The following is a 15,104-nucleotide window of genomic DNA, read 5'->3' as shown; positions in this document are numbered from 1 at the left end:
AGGAAACATGCTGATGCGCCATACCCGATTCAAGCCCGCCCGCCGCCAGGGCGGTTTTACCTTGCTGGAAATGCTCGCCGTGATCGTGCTGCTGGGCATCGTCGCGACCATCGTGGTACGCCAGGTCGGCGGCAATGTGGACAAGGGCAAATACGGCGCGGGCAAGGCCCAGCTGGCCAGCCTGAGCATGAAGATTGAAAGCTACGGCCTGGACGTCGGCTCGCCGCCCAAGACCCTGCAGCAACTGGTCGACAAGCCGGGCAACAGCGCCGGTTGGGCCGGGCCGTATGCCAAACCGTCGGACCTCAAGGACCCGTTCGGCCATGCCTTCGGTTATCGCTTCCCCGGTGAGCACGGTGCGTTCGACCTGATTTTCTACGGCCAGGACGGCCAGCCCGGCGGCGAAGGCTACAGCGCCGACCTGGGCAACTGGGAATAACCCACGACCATGGCCAACGCCCAACGCGGCTTTACCTTGATGGAAATGCTGGTGGTGATCGTCTTGATCAGCGTCGCGGCCGGGTTGGTAGGGTTTGGCCTGCAACAAGGCCTGCGCGCCGCCAAAGAGCGCCAGGCCGTCGGGCAGGTGGTCGAGGCATTGCGCAGCACGCGGGCGCGGGCGATTGTCAACGGCACCACCGAAAGCACCGTGTTCGATTTGCGCAACCTCAGCGTGCAGGCGCCGGGCCGTCCGAAAAAGTATTGGCCGGCCGGGCTGCAAGTGACCCTGCACACCGCCGAGCAAGCCGGCGCTGCGGTGGATTTCTACCCCGATGGCAGCTCCACCGGCGGCCACGTGTTACTGGCCAACGGCAGTCGGCGTTGGCGTATCGACATTGGCTGGCTGACCGGCAGCGTGCAGTCCAAGGCCTTGCCATGAAGCGCCAGGCGGGTTTTACCCTGCTGGAAATGCTCGCCGCGCTGACGCTGATGGCGATCTGTAGCACGGTGCTGCTGGTCGCCTTCGGCCAGAGCGCACGCTCGTTGTTGCAGGTGTCCCACAGCGACCGCCTGACCCATGCCGCCTTGAGTGTGATGGATCAGGAAGGCATGGGCCCGTTGGCCAGCGGCACACGCCAGGGCGAGTTGGACGGTATCGCCTGGCAACTGCGCATCGCCCAGCAGCCCAGCCGCGTCGGCCAGGCGCATCTGTTTCGCCTGGACCTGACCGTCAGCGAAGGCCCGCGCCAGGCCAGTTTCAGCACCTTGAAACTGCGCGCTGCCGGCGTCGGGGCCGGCTTGTGAAGGCGCGTCAGCAGGGCTTTACCTTGCTTGAGATCATGATCGTACTGAGCCTGCTCGGGGTGTTGCTGACCCTGGTCGGCGGCGCCTTGCTGGGGGCCAATCGCGCCGTGCTCAAGGCCCAGCGCTACACGGTCAGCCTGGACGAAATGCGTGCCGCGCAGCAGTTTTTGCGCACGGCCATCAGCGAGGCGTTACCGCTGGATGTGACCGAGGACGACAGCCAGACCGATGGCTTTTTTGCCGGTGGGCCGCAGCGTATGCAGTTTGTCGCGACCTTGCCGGGTGTGCTCGGCGGCGGTATCCAGCGCTTCACCTTGCAGTTGGTGGGGCCCGAATCGCAGCGCGACTTGCAGGTGGCGTTCGCGCGGTTTGAGCCTGAGGCACAGGTGAGTGTTCCGGCGGCGCGCAGTGAGCCGCAGGTGTTGTTGAAGGATGTCGAGGACCTGCAATTCAGCTATCGCGGCGTGTCGCCCAAGGGCCAGGCCACCGGCTGGATCAGTACGTGGCCGTGGACCAAGCGCCTGCCTTACACGGTGCGGATTGACGCACGGGTGAATGGCCCGGTGCCGTGGGTAACCCAGGTGGTTGCCTTGCGCCTGAACCTGTCCGGCGGGGCGCCCGAATGATCCGGCATCAACGCGGCGTGGCTCTGCTGCTGGTGCTGTGGGTGCTGGCCTTGCTCAGCCTGTTGCTCGGCGGCTTGGCCGGCTGGGTGCAACTGGAAACCCGCCAGGCCGCCTGGCACCGCCAGCATACCCAGGCGGTGCTGGCGGCCGAGGCCGGGGTGGCGTTGGTGATGCAGGCCGTGGCGGACCCGTTGCAGCGCAAGCAGTGGATTGCCGATGGGCGTGAAATTCCGCTGGTGTTCGACGATGCGCAGCTGCACGTCAGCCTGCACAGCGAGCGCGGCAAGTTGTATTTGAACAGCGCCGAGGTGGGTGATTTTGCCCGCCTGGCCCTGGCCTGCGGTGCGACCCAGGCCCAGGCCAACCAACTCGCCAGAGCCCTGGAGGTGCGGCGTAACCAGGGCCTGGCGCCGTTTCGGGTGGTGGAAGAGGTGCGCCAACTGCCGGGCATGACCCAGGCGCTGTACAGCGAGCTGGTGCCCGAGATCAGCCTGTGGAGCGGCCTGGACCGGCCCGATCCGGCATTCGCCAGTGCCTTGATGCGCCGCGCACTGAACCTGCCGCACCAGAGCGCGGTGGGTGCCGATCCCGGCGACGTGCTGGTGGTCAGCAGCCGTGCCCAACGCCCCGGCGGTTACCACGCCCAGGTGCAAGCCACCGTGTTATTGAGCCCCGCGCAAGGCAGCGCACAACCTTATCGAGTCCTACGTTGGCAAGAATGAACGAACAGTTAACCGCACGGTTTCAGGCGCTGGCGCAGCCCATCATCAAGCGCTGGCGCGGCAGCCTGCTGCAACTGGGCTGGCGCCTGTGGCTCAAGGAGCTGCGTGGCTGCCTGCCGGCGTGGTTGTCGTTTGCCGATATTCCCGAGCATGTCTACGCCTGGCCGCTGACCGCGCCGGTCGAAAAGCTGCCTGGCGAAGCGCGTCAGGTGCTGGTGCTGCCGCCTGAAACAGTGCTGGTGCAAACCCTGCAATTGCCCCCGGCGGCGGCGCGCAACCTGTCGACGGTGGTCGGCTATGAACTGGACCGCTTCACGCCGTTCGACGCCGCCCAGCTGTACTTTGTCGCGCGCCAGGAGCGCCGCACCCCCACGCACCTGTACGTCACGCTGGTGGCGATCCTGCGTGAGCGCCTCGACCAGATCCTCAATGACTGCGCGGCCCTCGGCTTGCAGCCCCATGCCGTGGATGTCGCCGATAGCGCAGGCAAACCCATGGGCATCGACTTGCTGCCGGCGCCGTTGCGTCCCCGCCAGCGTCCCCAGGGCAAGGGCCTGCAACGCAGCCTGCCGTGGTTGTGCGGCGCCTTGCTGATTGCGGCGATGCTGCTGTGGCTCAACGACCGCCAGCGCGTACTCGATGCCATGCAACACAGCGTGCGCGAGCAGAAAGCCCAGGTCGCCGAGATCCAGGCCCTGCGCCAGCAACTGCTCAATACCCGTGGCGCCGCCCAGTACCTGATTCGCCGCAAGGCTGCCCAACCGCCGTTGGCGGCGCTGCTCAACGAGCTGACCGCGTGCCTGCCCTCGGACACCTGGCTCGACCAGTTGGAAGTCAATGACGGCGCCGACGTGTCCTTCTCTGGGCAGAGCGCCAAGGCCAGCGCCTTGATCACCCGGATCAAGGGCTGCCACAGCCTGGAAAACGCCCAGTTCGAAGGGGTGATCCAACCCGATGCGCAAACCGGCAAGGATCAATTTTCCTTGCGCGCCCACCTGCACCAGGAGGCCGCTGATGCGCCGACCACTGACACCCCGTGAACGCCGTGGCGCGGCCCTGATCGCCCTGGCCCTGGTGCTCGGCGCCGGTTACTGGCTGTTGATCGACAGCTGGTTCGCCGGCCCCTTGCGCAGCATGGGCGAGCAAGCCGAGCAGCTGCGTGAACAGCAGCAACGCTACGCCGGTGTGTTGCGCCAGGGCGACAGCCTGCGCCAGCAGTTGGAACAGGCGCGGCAGGATCCGGCCAGCAGCACCAGCCTGTTGCCCGGCGACGACCCGAGTGCGGTGGCGGCGGACCTGATGCAACGCATCGCCGACCTGATCAACAGCCGCGCGGGCCTCGGTGGCGGTTGCAGCCTGACCCAGCGCATGCCCATCACCCCTGAGCAGGACGACGCCGAGCCCTATCGCCAGGTCAAGGTCAGCCTGACCCTCAATTGCGCCATCGAACCCTTGACCGCGATCCTGCATGAGCTGGAGTACCAGCGGCCGTTTCTGTTCGTCGATGAGATGAGCATCCGCCGCCCACCGAACGCCCCCGCCAGCGGCGGCGCCGGGCAACTGGTGGTGCACTTGTTGGTGCGCGGTTACCTGCAACCGGCGGCCGCCCGGCAGGTGCAACGATGATCAATGCATTGCGTCCCCTGGAATGGCTGTTGCTCGGTGTGGCCGGGCTGTTGGGCCTGCTGATGGTCGGCATCCTCAGCAGCATCGGCGATGCGCCGCAGTGGTTGCCGGCGCCGGACCCCGATGCGCGCGCCAACACCGCCGCCAAGGTGCTGGTGGCGCCGAGCGCGACCCTCGAAAGCCTGGCCGGCACCTGGCAAGCGCCGCTGTTCAGCCCCGACCGCAGCCCCGACCGTGCGGTGGGCCAAGCCGCCGTCTCCAGCCTGTCGAGCCTGGTGCTGACCGGGATCGTCCTCGACGGCGACCTGCGTTTGGCGCTGCTCAAGCGTGCCGATGGCCCACCGCTCAAAGTCCACCAGGGCCAGACCCTGCCCAACGGCTGGCGCCTGGAACACCTGACGCCCCGCGATGCCCGCTTTGTACTCGACGGCCGCACGCAAACCCTGAGCCTGCGGGCCCTGCGTTTGCCGCCGCCGTCCACCACACCCCCGATTACCCTTCCTCACGAGTCCACCCCTTGATCGATACCTTCCCTGGCGCCTTGCGCACCACCGTGTTGTGCCTGGCCACCGCCGTTTCCCTCGGTGGCTGCGGCACATTTCCCGAGCATCTCGACCCGGACGAGGCCCTGCTGCATGAGGCGATGCAGGGCACCGGTTCGCAACGCCCACCCGTGGACCCGGCCAGCGAACAGGCACCGGTCGACAGCAGCCAACCCCAGGCGAAGACCCCGCCCCAGCGCCAGTTGATACGCGGCAATCAGCAGTTCGTGCGCCAACCGGCAGCGGTCTCGGCCGCCAAGGAGGAGGGCAGCGGCGACATCGTGTTCAACTTCGCCGACCAACCGATCGAAGCAGTGATCAACAGCGTCATGGGCGACCTGCTGCACGAGAACTACAGCATCGCCCAGGGCGTGAAGGGCAATGTCAGCTTTTCCACGTCCAAGCCGGTGAACAAGCAACAGGCCTTGTCGATTCTGGAGACCCTGTTGTCGTGGACCGGTAACGCGATGATCAAACAGGGCAACCGGTATGTGATCCTGCCGGCCAATCAGGCCGTGGCGGGCAAGCTGGTGCCGGAGATGCGCGTGTCGCAGCCGTCCAGCGGTTTGTCGGCACGCCTGTTTCCGTTGCGTTATATCTCGGCCACCGAGATGCAGAAACTGCTCAAGCCGTTCGCCCGCGAGAATGCCTTCCTGCTGGTGGACCCGGCGCGCAATGTGCTGAGCCTGGCCGGCACCCCCGAAGAACTGGCCAATTACCAGGACACCATCGACACCTTCGACGTGGACTGGCTCAAGGGCATGTCGGTGGGCGTGTTCGGCCTGCAGCGCGCGTCGGTGGCCGAGCTGATGCCCGAACTGCAAAAAATGTTCGGCCCCGACAGCGGCATGCCCCTGGCGGGCATGGTGCGTTTCTTGCCCATCGAGCGGACCAACTCGGTGGTGGCGATCTCGTCGCAGCCGCAGTACCTCAGCGAAGTCGGCGACTGGATCCACACCATCGACGAAGGCGGCGGCAACGAGCCGCAGATGTACGTCTACGACGTGCGCAACATGAAGGCCACCGACCTCGCCAAGTACCTGCGCCAGATCTACGGCACGGGCGCGATCAAGGACGACACCCCGGCCAAGGTCGCCCCCGGTTTGCGCACCGCGACCCTGTCCTCGCCGGGCACCAACAGCACCTCCGGCAGCACGCCGGGTGGCCTGAGCAACAACCTCAATGGCAACCCACCCGCTGCTGAGGACGAGGAGCAGGAGCCCGACGCCGAGCAGGACACCGCTGAGCAGGGTGCGAGCGAAGACGCCCCGGCCAAAAGCCTCGACGCCGGCACCCGCATCACCGCGCAAAAAAGCAGTAACCAACTGCTGGTCCGCACCCGCCCGGTGCAGTGGAAAGAGATCGAATCGGCGATCAAACGCCTCGACAACCCACCGCTGCAAGTGCAGATCGAAACGCGCATCCTCGAGGTCAAGCTCACCGGCGAATTGGACCTTGGCGTGCAGTGGTACCTGGGCCGCCTGGCGGGCAATTCCACCAGCACCACCGTGGGCAACACCGCCGGCAGCCAAGGCGCGTTGGGCGGCGGCGGGGCAGGGTTGGGCGCGACGGATTCGTTGTTCTACTCCTTCGTCAGCTCCAACCTGCAAGTGGCCTTGCACGCTCTCGAAACCAACGGCCGCACCCAGGTGCTGTCGGCGCCGTCGCTGGTGGTGATGAACAACCAACCGGCGCAGATCCAGGTGGGCGACAACATCCCGATCAGCCAGACCACGGTTAACACGGGCACCTCCGACACCACCTTGAGCAGTGTTGAATACGTGCAGACCGGGGTGATCCTCGACGTCGTGCCACGCATCAATCCGGGTGGCTTGGTGTACATGGACATTCAGCAGCAGGTCAGCGATGCCCAGGACCAGCAGGCGTCCAGCAACGACACCCAGGCCAACCCGCGTATCTCCACGCGCTCGGTATCCACCCAGGTCGCGGTGCAGAGTGGGCAGACGGTGTTACTGGGCGGGTTGATCAAGCAGGACAACGCGGAGAGTGTCAGTGCGGTGCCTTACCTTGGGAAAATTCCGGGGTTGCGCTGGTTGTTTGGCAATACCAGCAAGTCCAAGGACCGCACGGAATTGATTGTGCTGATTACCCCGAGGGTGATTACCAGCAGCAGCCAGGCGCGGCAGGTGACGGATGACTATCGCCAGCAGATGCAGTTGTTGAAGCCGGCTAACTGAAATGTGGGCGGGGGCTTGCCCCCGATGGCGGCCTGACAGCTAACCAGGATGTTGGATCAGATCGAGTACATATCCGTTGCTTCGGTAACGGCGGCTAAACCGGCATCCCTGCCGGTTTACCCCCCAAAATCACTATCGAATTCCGGCCAGCGTGGTTTAACGGGGCGCCCCTGATGAAGACGAATGCGGTGTATCAGGCACTCCTCTGTGCCTGGTTTTGGGGCTGCTACGCAGCCCCGCGCGGGCGGTGTGACGATTCGACAAGCCCGCTCGCCACAGGCCCATCACTCATTCACCAAACCCAATAATCGCCTTGGTTTCCAGATACTCCTCGAACCCCTGCACCCCATACTCCCGGCCATTCCCTGAGCGCTTGTAGCCCCCAAACGGCGCCATCGGATTCCACGCCGGATGGTTCAGGTGCACCTGGCCCGCCCGTATACGCGAGGCCACCGCCCGCGCAAGATCAAGGTCCTGCCCCTGAACGTGGGCGCCCAGTCCGTAGACCGTATCGTTGGCGATGGCGACGGCTTCATCCACCGTCTCATAGGCAATGATGCACAGCACCGGCCCAAATATTTCCTCCTGGGCAATGCGCATGGCGTTGTCCACTTCGGAGAAAACCGTCGGTCGTGTATAGAAACCCTTGTCAACACCCGCCGCCCGTCCCAGCCCGCCGCACAGCAGTTTGGCGCCCTCGTCGAGGCCGGCCTGGATCATGGCCTGGACGCGATGGAACTGGGCTTCGTTGGCAATGGGGCCCAACTGCGTTTCTTCCGACTGCGGGTCGCCGACGATCAGTGCATTCGCGGTGGCCGCCGCCAGGGCTTCGACTTCAGCCAGGCGGCTTCTTGGCACGATCATACGGGTCGGCGCGCTGCACGACTGGCCGACGTTGCGAAACGCCGACATCACGCCCAGCGGCACAGCCTTGGCGAAGTCCGCGTCGGGCAGCAGCACATTCGGCGACTTGCCCCCCAGTTCCTGGGTGACCCGCTTGACCGTCGGCGCGGCTGCCTGGGCAACCAACGCGCCTGCGCGGTTGGAGCCGGTGATGGAAATCATGTCGATATCCGCATGGGCCGCCATGGCCGCGCCGACTTCGGCACCGCTGCCGTTCACCAGGTTGAACACCCCAGGCGGCAGGCCGGCGTCATGCACCAGTTGGGCAAACAGCAGGGCGCTCAATGGCGACAGTTCGCTCGGTTTCAACACCACGGTGCAGCCGGCAGCGATGGCCGGGGCGACTTTCGCGGTGATTTGATACAGCGGCCAGTTCCACGGCGTGATCAGTCCGCACACGCCGATGGGCTCGCGCTCGATTGCGGTACCGCCTTCCACGGTCTGGAAGCGATAGCTGGACAGCAGGTCACGCGCGACCCGAACGTGTTCGGCCGCGAGCGGTACCTGCATCGCGCGAGCGAAGCCGATGGCCGCGCCCATTTCCAGGGACAGCGCCTGCGCCAGTTGCTCCTTGCGTTCAAGGATCAGTTCGTGGATTTTCCCCAGCACCTGCGCTCGCGCTTCAGCCGGGGTCGCAGACCAACCGGCAAACGCCCCGCGTGCTGCCGCGACGGCCCGGTCGACATCCTCGGCAGTCCCGCGCGCCACCTGGGCAACCACGGCTTCAGTGGCCGGGTTGACCACCGGCAGCGTTGCCGGGATCGCCGGGGACGTCCAACCGCCGTTGATGTAAAACTGGTGAGCCGTTTGCGGATCAACGCTGTAGCTATTTGAAGAGTGGGTGGTCATCCAACTGGCTCCCTGGAGCGGTAATAGGCGCTGCGAACGGCACGGCCCGGTGTCTGGATACGCTAGCAAAAGCCTCCCGCGCAAAGATGCCGTTATTCAGCGCTGCAAGGGATAATCTGCTGAATCTGGCGGGCAGGCGTGGCTCATATCAGTTTTCCTGTGGTGGGGGCATTTGCCGGCACCGTCGAAGGTTGGGTAAACCGTCGGATATCGAACGGGCTGATCAAGGTGCTGGTGCTGCCGGTGCTGATCAGTTCGGCCATCACATCCCCCACGCCAGGGCCGAGCTGGAAGCCGTGGCCGCAGAAACCGAAGGCATAAAACAGTCCGTCCACGCTGCCGCTCGGGCCCATCACCGGCAGGGAGTCGGATGTGTAGCTTTCGATGCCGCTCCACACGCGGATGATGTTCAGTTTCTCGGCGCCCGGTAATAGCCGTTTCATCTGGCGCATCTGGTTGAGCAGGCTCTCGGGCTTGAAAAACGCGCGTCGGTTGAGCATGTCCGGCGTGCAGCGGGCGCCGCCACCGATGATGATGTTGCCGCGCGGGATCTGGCGGAAGTAAATCACCTCTTCCTTGATCTTGGTGAACACGCCGATCACGGTGGGCAGGGCGTAGGGCACCGGTTCCGTGACCGACATCTGTGGGCCGTTGGGCTCCAGTGGTACCGGTTCGCCGAAGCGCTCGGACAAGCGCGCGGCCCAGGCGCCGGCGGTAATCAACAGCTGCTCGGCGACGAACAACTGCCCATCGCGGGTGGTGACGTGGAACAGGCCATTGACCTTCTCCACATCGGCGACTTCGGTGCTTTCTTCGATTCGCGCACCGAGGCGCCGGGCTGCGCGGGCAAAGGCCGGTGCGGCCAGGCGAGGGTTGGCGTGGCCGTCGTGGGGCGCGTAGGAGCCGCCTTTCACCTCGGGGCCGAGGAAACCGAAACGCTGGCGCAACTCGGCACCGCGATAGATTTTCAGGTCCAGTTGCGCAGCTTCCGGCGCGGCGGCGTAGGCCTCCAGTTCAGCGATTTCATCTTCGCGATAGCACACGCGCATGTGACCGCTGGGGATAAATTCCAGGTCGTCGTCGATCAACTCCGGCAGGCGTTTCCACAGCGCCCACGAACGATTGGCCAGCTCCAGTTGCCCCAGGTAGCGGCCCTGGCGGCGCACATTGCCGAAGTTCACACCGCTGGCGTACTGACCGATCTGGTCGCGTTCCAGCAGCGTGACCGAACAGCCGCGGCGGCGCAGGAAAAACGCCGACGATGCGCCCATGATGCCGCCGCCGATGATCAGCACGTCGCTTTTTTGCGAGGTCATGTGGGCTGCTCCTGTGCGGTACGGGCCACGGCGTCGATTTCGATCAGGTAGCCATGGTGCAACACCGGCACGGGCACCACCGCGCGGGCCGGTTTATGTTCACCGAGGTAGCGCGCGTAAATCTGATCAAAGGCGGGCCAGTGTTCTATGCCGACGACGTACACCGTCACTTTGAGCAGGTCACGGGGGCTCAGGCCCGCTTCACCCAGGATCGCCACCAGGTTATCCAGGGCAATCGACGCTTGCACTGCGAACGGTTGCCCGGCGCTGTGCTCGCCATTGGCGCGTACCGGCAGTTGCCCCGACACATACAGCACGCCGCCGTGCGCCACCGCCTGGGAATAGTGCCCGCCCGGCGGTGCCGTGTGGGGGCTATGAATCGAGTGGATGCGATTACCAGCCATGCAGGCGACTCCAGGTGTGCACGCTGCCATCGGCATCCACTGCGTGATAATCCGGGAACTGCGCGCCGGTGGCACAGGCATGGTTGGGCAGGATGCGCAGCCGACTGCCGATGGGGAAGCGCGTGACAAGCGCGTCACTGTGGGCAGCGCCCAGGCTGACGATGCCATGTTCCTGGTTGGCAGCGGTGACCAGCGCGCCGTCGATCCAGTCGCCCGCTTCGCTGCACACTTGGCCATAACCGAAGTCCTGACGCTGGCGCTGGGTGCCACGGTCACGACTCATGGCCATCCAACCGGCGTCGATGATGATCCAGCCTTTGTCCGGCTGATGACCGATCACGGTGGTCAGTACGCTCAGCGCCAACTCATCGGCCTGGCACACGCCGATGTTGCGCATGACCAGGTCGAAGAACACATACACACCTGCGCGTACTTCGGTGACGCCGTCCAGGTTCAGCGCCGAGAGGGCCGTGGGGGTGGAGCCGATACTGACCTCGGGGCACGCCAGCCCGGCTGCGCGGAGGGTGTCTGCGGCACTGACGCAGAGCGCACGCTCCTGTTCGGCCAGCGCTTGCAGGGGTTCAAGGCTGTCCAGCTCGTAGCTCGAGCCGGCGTGGGTCATCACGCCACACAGGTGCAGGCCGCCCTCGTTGAGGAGGCGTGCGACGTCGATCAGTACAGGGTCCTGTGCGGCCAGGCCGGAGCGATGGCCGTCGCAATCGATTTCGATCCACACGTCGAAGCGTTCGTCATGCTGCTTTGCGAAAGCGACCATGGCCTCGGCGCCTTGGACGCTGTCGGTGAGCAGGCTCAGGTTGCAGCCTTTGCGCCGCAGGGCCAGGGCCTGGGGCAGTTTGCCCGGGGCGATGGCCACGGCGTAGAACACATCGCGGATACCGGCAGCGAAACAATGCTCGGCTTCCTTGAGGGTGGAAACCGTCACGCCGCTGGCCCCTGCGGCGATCTGGGCGTGGATCACCGGCAGGCACTTGCTGGTTTTGATATGCGGGCGCAAACGCACGCCCAGGCTGCTCATGCGTTGTTGCATACGCTGGATATTGCGCTGCATCTGTGGGATGTCGACGAGCGCGGCGGGCGTGTCGAGGGAAGCAATCGGCGTGGACATGGCGGAGCTCGCGTGGCTGGGTACAGGCTGCACTCTACTCAGCCGTTGTTAACGTGTGGTTCAATCAACGTTCATCAATCATTAAGTAAAATTGAATGATTTCCATCGAAGACCTGCGACTGGCCGTCACCCTGGCCCGCTCCGAATCGCTGAGCGCCGCCGCCCGAACACTGAATGTCTCGCCGCCGGCGCTGTCCATGCGCCTGCGCAAGTTGGAGACGCTGCTGGGGCTGACCCTGGCCAATCGCGACGCCCGGCGCCTTAGCCTGACGGCGGATGGCGAGCGGTTCTCGCGGGAAAGCGCGCTGTTGCTGGAACAGTTGGAAGCGCTGCCGGAGTCGTTCCGGCAACAGGACGAAACCCTGGTGGGCACCTTGAGGTTGGCGGCGCCGTTTGGCTATGGTCGCCAGCGCATCGCACCGTTGTTGGCGCGGTTTGCCAAACTGCACCCGCAGCTGCGCCTGCACCTGGATTTACGCGAGACGCCCTGGCCCGATCGCCATGACAGCGATGCGGTGATTCACATCGGCCAGCTCAATGACAGCCTGTGGACCGCGCGGCCACTGACGCCAAACGAGCGCTGGTTGTGCGCCAGCCCGGCCTATCTGCACGCGCACGGCGTGCCGACTTCGCCGGACGAGCTGGCGTCTCATCGCTGCATTTGCATTCGCGAAAATGATGAAGACGTCACCCTGTGGCACCTGCGCAAAGGCCAGGGCCGCAAGACGCTGCGCGTGGAGCCTGCGTTGTTGAGCAACGATGGCAGCGTTGCCCGGCGTTGGGCCGAGCAAGGCTTGGGGTTGGTGCTGCGTTCGCAGTGGGATGTGAGTGACGCCGTAGCCAGCGGCAGCCTGGTGCGCGTGCTGGCGGACTGGAGCTTCGACAGCGCGCCGATCCTCCTGCTGGTGCCGTCGCGCAAACTGCGCAGCCCGCGTGTACAGGCGTTGGTGACGTTTCTGGAAGAGGCGTTGAAGGCCTGAGTTATTTCACCGCGTAGACCTTGCGCACGTACACCGTGCTGGTCCAGGCGCATGGCGCGCCCTTGGCCACGAACACCGTGTCCCCGGTTTTTACCGTGACTTCGCCACCCTCGTTGTCCTGCAGGGTGACGCTGCCTTCGAGCAGGTGCATCAACTCATGCAGTTTGTGCGGGCGGCCGTGGCGGGCGTAGGGCGTCGAGTCCCAGATGCCGACGCGCAGCTCGGTCACGGCATCGTCGAACAGGTTGAATGCGCGGCACTGCGGGGTGGGGCCGATCAGTATCTGGGGTTCCGGCGCGGCGGAGGGGTTGAGCAGGGTGTGCGGGGCGAGCAGGGTCAGGCCGGGGCAGAGGGGGGAATCGGCCTGGTCGACCGCGCAGAACGCCCATGCGCTGCCTGCGCTCGCCTGTACCGTGAGGCGTGTGCCACGGCCGATCACGGCGCTGCTGCCGACACCCAGTTCCAGTGTCTGTTCTGCGCTGCTGAGCACTACATGGCCTGCATGCACCACCAGCGTTTCGCTGTGGGGGAAGTCTTCGATCACGGTTTCGCCGCTGAACGGTACAAGCCCTGCGGACACCCCATCGTCGCCCATCCAGGCGAGTTGGCGGCTGTCGCCGAACGGGTCCAGCGCGCTGAGTGCGCCGGTGTTGAAAGACGTGGCAACGCGGCTGCCGTCGGCACGTGCCAACAGCAGGATACGGGGAGATGACATGGGGAGTGCTCCGGGAGGAAAGTCAGCCGATCGCCTGGGTGATCAGGGCAAAGGGGTGGACGCCTTGGCTGGCCTGGGGCGGAGTGCCCAAGGCCATCTGCGCGACGGTGTCGATGTTCTTCAGGCCGGCCTGTTCGAGCCAGTCGCTGAGGCCGCAGGCGACGGGAATATCGATGCGCACAAAGGTGTCCGGCACCTGGGCCAGCAAGGTGGCGATCAGGTGCTTGGCCTGCTCGATATTTTCCGCCACCACCGGGCCGATGCAGCGCCCACGACCAAACGGCCGCAGCAGGGCGAAGCCGCGTAGCCCGCCGTCGCGCTCGATCCCCACGGCGTGCTCCACCTGCAGGTCACACAGGACCTCACGGCGGTCCAGGCCGCTGGCGGCTTTGGCCAGCGCGAGCAGGCTGGTGTGATCATCGGCGTTAAGCGCACGGCAGGTTTCGCCAGCGGCCAGCGCCGGCAGGGCAGGCACCAACGCCTGGCCCTGATGTTGCTGCACCCGCCCGAATTCGACGAACCCTTGGCTGGCGTACAGCGGCGCGCCGGCGAGGGTGGCATTGAGGACCGGCGTGCGCGTGCCGCAAGCGGCGAGGGCCTTTTCCATCAAGCGCCGGCCTATGCCCTGGCCCTGGTAGTCATTGCTGACGATCACCAGGCCGATGGTGGCGTAGTCGCCTTGGGGGCAGCTGAACGCGCTGCCGATCAGCCGCTCGCCATCCATGACCACGAAGCCGTCGCTGACCCGTTGCAACATGGCCCAGTCTTCCAGGCGGTGGGGCCATTTGAGTTGCACCGACAAGGCGTGGGCGGCCGGCAGGTCGGCCACGGTCATGGGGCGGTAGATGTAAGCGGGGTGTGGCAGGGCGGACATGGCGAGCCTCCGTAGAACGTTGTTTTTTGTCGCGTCAGGGTGCTTGTATCCCACCTGGGTCGGGGGCTGGCAAGGGGGGCGGGAATATTCGGTAGATTCCTCGTAGTGTGTGGGGCGACACCACAGTTACTACTTAATTGGGGTTGGGGGGCAGCAGCAAATGCCATGAGGTTGGCGTTGGAGCCAACTGGAGTAGGGCGGGTGTACACGGTACAAATGTGGGAGGGGGCTTGCTCCCGATGAGGCCGTGTCAGTGGATACATCTGTAGCTGACCCACTGCCATCGGGGCATAAGTATCTACACATTTTTTTCAGCGGTCTGTGGCGAGGGAGCTTGCTTCCGTGGCGGCCTTCGGGCCGACCGCTTTTTTTGGGGGGGTGAGTACATATCCGTTCCTGCGGTAACGGCCACTTATGGTTCCGCCCTTACGGCGGCTCACTTTTGGAAAGGCCCAAAAGTAAGCAAAAGGCCTTCGCCGGTATGACTCACCCACATGGGTTACAAATCAGTTCACACACATAGGTAACAGTTTTTAACTGGCAGGGTCGATTTCGCGAGGATCTGACCATGCCCTGGAGAGAGCTGAAACCTATGGACCTCAAAGTGATGTTCATCGCTGAGTATCTATCTGAAAAGCACAGCTTTAGCCGGCTGTGCCAGGACTACCAGATCAGCCGAAAGACTGGCTACAAATGGGTCGAGCGCTATGAACTGGAGGGACCCAGTGGGCTCGACGAACGTAGTCGCCGACGGCACAACCAAACTTATGTGGTGCCGCTTGTTGTGAGGCAGGCAATTATTGAACTTCGTTCGATTGGCGAAACGACTCCAGGTCCTAAAAAGATCCAGAACGATCTGATGAAACGTTTTCCGGGGCAGGATCCACCGTCGAAAACGACGATTTACAACATCCTTAAGGCCGCTGACTTGATCACGCCTCGATCGTCGCGTCAGCGTGTCGCGGTCTATCCCAAGCC

The 15,104-nt window shown here is 64.7% G+C and carries 17 protein-coding genes; 11 read left to right on the top strand and 6 right to left on the bottom strand.

Annotated features, from left to right (window positions below):
• Positions 1 to 7: 7 nt before the first annotated feature.
• From gspG to gspD, 9 genes are read left to right on the top strand one after another with little or no spacing between them, the layout of a single operon-like run.
• Positions 8 to 439 carry a type II secretion system major pseudopilin GspG gene (gspG, locus tag M2397_RS17095; protein ID WP_405046446.1) on the top strand — a complete coding sequence of 144 codons (432 nt, stop codon included), beginning with the start codon at positions 8 to 10 and terminating at the stop codon, positions 437 to 439.
• 9 nt (positions 440 to 448) lie between these two features.
• On the top strand, positions 449 to 880 hold the full coding sequence (locus M2397_RS17090) for a type II secretion system protein (RefSeq protein WP_259244129.1): 432 nt from the start codon (positions 449 to 451) through the stop codon (positions 878 to 880).
• Positions 877 to 1,245: a type II secretion system protein gene (locus tag M2397_RS17085; RefSeq protein ID WP_131698251.1), complete on the top strand. Its 369-nt coding sequence runs from the start codon at positions 877 to 879 to the stop codon at positions 1,243 to 1,245. The genes M2397_RS17090 and M2397_RS17085 overlap by 4 nt, the downstream gene beginning before the upstream one ends.
• Positions 1,242 to 1,871 carry a prepilin-type N-terminal cleavage/methylation domain-containing protein gene (locus tag M2397_RS17080; RefSeq protein ID WP_259244128.1) on the top strand — a complete coding sequence of 210 codons (630 nt, stop codon included), beginning with the start codon at positions 1,242 to 1,244 and terminating at the stop codon, positions 1,869 to 1,871. Before M2397_RS17085 ends, M2397_RS17080 begins: the two co-directional genes overlap by 4 nt.
• A complete protein-coding gene (locus M2397_RS17075) occupies positions 1,868 to 2,593 on the top strand; it encodes a general secretion pathway protein GspK (protein WP_167656341.1) in 726 nt (241 codons plus the stop codon). Before M2397_RS17080 ends, M2397_RS17075 begins: the two co-directional genes overlap by 4 nt.
• A complete protein-coding gene (locus M2397_RS17070; protein ID WP_259244127.1) occupies positions 2,590 to 3,633 on the top strand; it encodes a type II secretion system protein GspL in 1,044 nt (347 codons plus the stop codon). The genes M2397_RS17075 and M2397_RS17070 overlap by 4 nt, the downstream gene beginning before the upstream one ends.
• Positions 3,608 to 4,219, top strand: a complete 612-nt coding sequence (gene gspM, locus M2397_RS17065; RefSeq protein WP_024076406.1) for a type II secretion system protein GspM — start codon at positions 3,608 to 3,610, stop codon at positions 4,217 to 4,219. Before M2397_RS17070 ends, gspM begins: the two co-directional genes overlap by 26 nt.
• A complete protein-coding gene (locus tag M2397_RS17060; RefSeq protein WP_259244126.1) occupies positions 4,216 to 4,740 on the top strand; it encodes a general secretion pathway protein GspN in 525 nt (174 codons plus the stop codon). The genes gspM and M2397_RS17060 overlap by 4 nt, the downstream gene beginning before the upstream one ends.
• Positions 4,737 to 6,959 carry a type II secretion system secretin GspD gene (gene gspD / locus M2397_RS17055; protein WP_259244125.1) on the top strand — a complete coding sequence of 741 codons (2,223 nt, stop codon included), beginning with the start codon at positions 4,737 to 4,739 and terminating at the stop codon, positions 6,957 to 6,959. The genes M2397_RS17060 and gspD overlap by 4 nt, the downstream gene beginning before the upstream one ends.
• Positions 6,960 to 7,247: 288 nt before the next feature.
• Here gspD and M2397_RS17050 read toward each other — a convergent pair whose 3' ends face one another.
• The 4 genes from M2397_RS17050 to M2397_RS17035 form a co-directional block, all read right to left on the bottom strand.
• Complete coding sequence (locus M2397_RS17050; RefSeq protein WP_259244124.1) at positions 7,248 to 8,711, bottom strand: aldehyde dehydrogenase family protein; 1,464 nt, start codon at positions 8,709 to 8,711, stop codon at positions 7,248 to 7,250.
• Positions 8,712 to 8,854: 143 nt separating this feature from the next.
• Positions 8,855 to 10,027, bottom strand: a complete 1,173-nt coding sequence (locus tag M2397_RS17045; RefSeq protein ID WP_259244123.1) for an FAD-binding oxidoreductase — start codon at positions 10,025 to 10,027, stop codon at positions 8,855 to 8,857.
• A complete protein-coding gene (locus M2397_RS17040) occupies positions 10,024 to 10,431 on the bottom strand; it encodes a RidA family protein (RefSeq protein WP_184743020.1) in 408 nt (135 codons plus the stop codon). The genes M2397_RS17045 and M2397_RS17040 overlap by 4 nt, the downstream gene beginning before the upstream one ends.
• Positions 10,421 to 11,557: a DSD1 family PLP-dependent enzyme gene (locus M2397_RS17035; protein WP_184743017.1), complete on the bottom strand. Its 1,137-nt coding sequence runs from the start codon at positions 11,555 to 11,557 to the stop codon at positions 10,421 to 10,423. Before M2397_RS17035 ends, M2397_RS17040 begins: the two co-directional genes overlap by 11 nt.
• 95 nt (positions 11,558 to 11,652) lie before the next feature.
• On the opposite strand from M2397_RS17035, the gene M2397_RS17030 reads away from it, so the two are divergent.
• A complete protein-coding gene (locus M2397_RS17030) occupies positions 11,653 to 12,537 on the top strand; it encodes a LysR family transcriptional regulator (RefSeq protein WP_167656334.1) in 885 nt (294 codons plus the stop codon).
• 1 nt (position 12,538) lies between these two features.
• Here the strand turns inward: M2397_RS17030 and M2397_RS17025 are convergent, their stop codons facing one another.
• Entirely contained in the window at positions 12,539 to 13,252 is a 714-nt protein-coding gene (locus M2397_RS17025) for a cupin domain-containing protein (RefSeq protein ID WP_259244122.1), read from the bottom strand.
• A gap of 22 nt (positions 13,253 to 13,274) precedes the next feature.
• On the bottom strand, positions 13,275 to 14,126 hold the full coding sequence (locus M2397_RS17020; RefSeq protein ID WP_259244121.1) for a GNAT family N-acetyltransferase: 852 nt from the start codon (positions 14,124 to 14,126) through the stop codon (positions 13,275 to 13,277).
• A gap of 568 nt (positions 14,127 to 14,694) precedes the next feature.
• On the opposite strand from M2397_RS17020, the gene M2397_RS17015 reads away from it, so the two are divergent.
• Positions 14,695 to 15,104 (top strand): helix-turn-helix domain-containing protein (locus tag M2397_RS17015; protein WP_259244120.1); only part of this gene is annotated, 410 nt, incomplete at its 3' end.

This window comes from Pseudomonas sp. BIGb0381 (genome assembly GCF_024809815.1).
In the GTDB taxonomy this organism is placed as follows: domain Bacteria; phylum Pseudomonadota; class Gammaproteobacteria; order Pseudomonadales; family Pseudomonadaceae; genus Aquipseudomonas.
The sequence above is the reverse complement of the archived record's forward strand: the minus strand, read 5'-3'. Positions and strand labels throughout refer to the sequence as shown.

Excerpts from the sequence above, each read along its gene's own strand:
- M2397_RS17090 (WP_259244129.1), top strand. The coding sequence starts at position 449 with ATGGCCAACGCCCAACGCGGCTTTACCTTGATGGAAATGCTGGTGGTG.
- M2397_RS17085 (WP_131698251.1), top strand. The coding sequence starts at position 877 with ATGAAGCGCCAGGCGGGTTTTACCCTGCTGGAAATGCTCGCCGCGCTG.
- M2397_RS17050 (WP_259244124.1), bottom strand. The coding sequence starts at position 8,711 with ATGACCACCCACTCTTCAAATAGCTACAGCGTTGATCCGCAAACGGCT.
- M2397_RS17035 (WP_184743017.1), bottom strand. The coding sequence starts at position 11,557 with ATGTCCACGCCGATTGCTTCCCTCGACACGCCCGCCGCGCTCGTCGAC.
- gspM (WP_024076406.1), top strand. The coding sequence starts at position 3,608 with ATGCGCCGACCACTGACACCCCGTGAACGCCGTGGCGCGGCCCTGATC.
- M2397_RS17075 (WP_167656341.1), top strand. The coding sequence starts at position 1,868 with ATGATCCGGCATCAACGCGGCGTGGCTCTGCTGCTGGTGCTGTGGGTG.
- M2397_RS17025 (WP_259244122.1), bottom strand. The coding sequence starts at position 13,252 with ATGTCATCTCCCCGTATCCTGCTGTTGGCACGTGCCGACGGCAGCCGC.
- gspG (WP_405046446.1), top strand. The coding sequence starts at position 8 with ATGCTGATGCGCCATACCCGATTCAAGCCCGCCCGCCGCCAGGGCGGT.
- M2397_RS17020 (WP_259244121.1), bottom strand. The coding sequence starts at position 14,126 with ATGTCCGCCCTGCCACACCCCGCTTACATCTACCGCCCCATGACCGTG.
- M2397_RS17045 (WP_259244123.1), bottom strand. The coding sequence starts at position 10,027 with ATGACCTCGCAAAAAAGCGACGTGCTGATCATCGGCGGCGGCATCATG.
- M2397_RS17070 (WP_259244127.1), top strand. The coding sequence starts at position 2,590 with ATGAACGAACAGTTAACCGCACGGTTTCAGGCGCTGGCGCAGCCCATC.
- M2397_RS17030 (WP_167656334.1), top strand. The coding sequence starts at position 11,653 with ATGATTTCCATCGAAGACCTGCGACTGGCCGTCACCCTGGCCCGCTCC.
- M2397_RS17060 (WP_259244126.1), top strand. The coding sequence starts at position 4,216 with ATGATCAATGCATTGCGTCCCCTGGAATGGCTGTTGCTCGGTGTGGCC.
- M2397_RS17040 (WP_184743020.1), bottom strand. The coding sequence starts at position 10,431 with ATGGCTGGTAATCGCATCCACTCGATTCATAGCCCCCACACGGCACCG.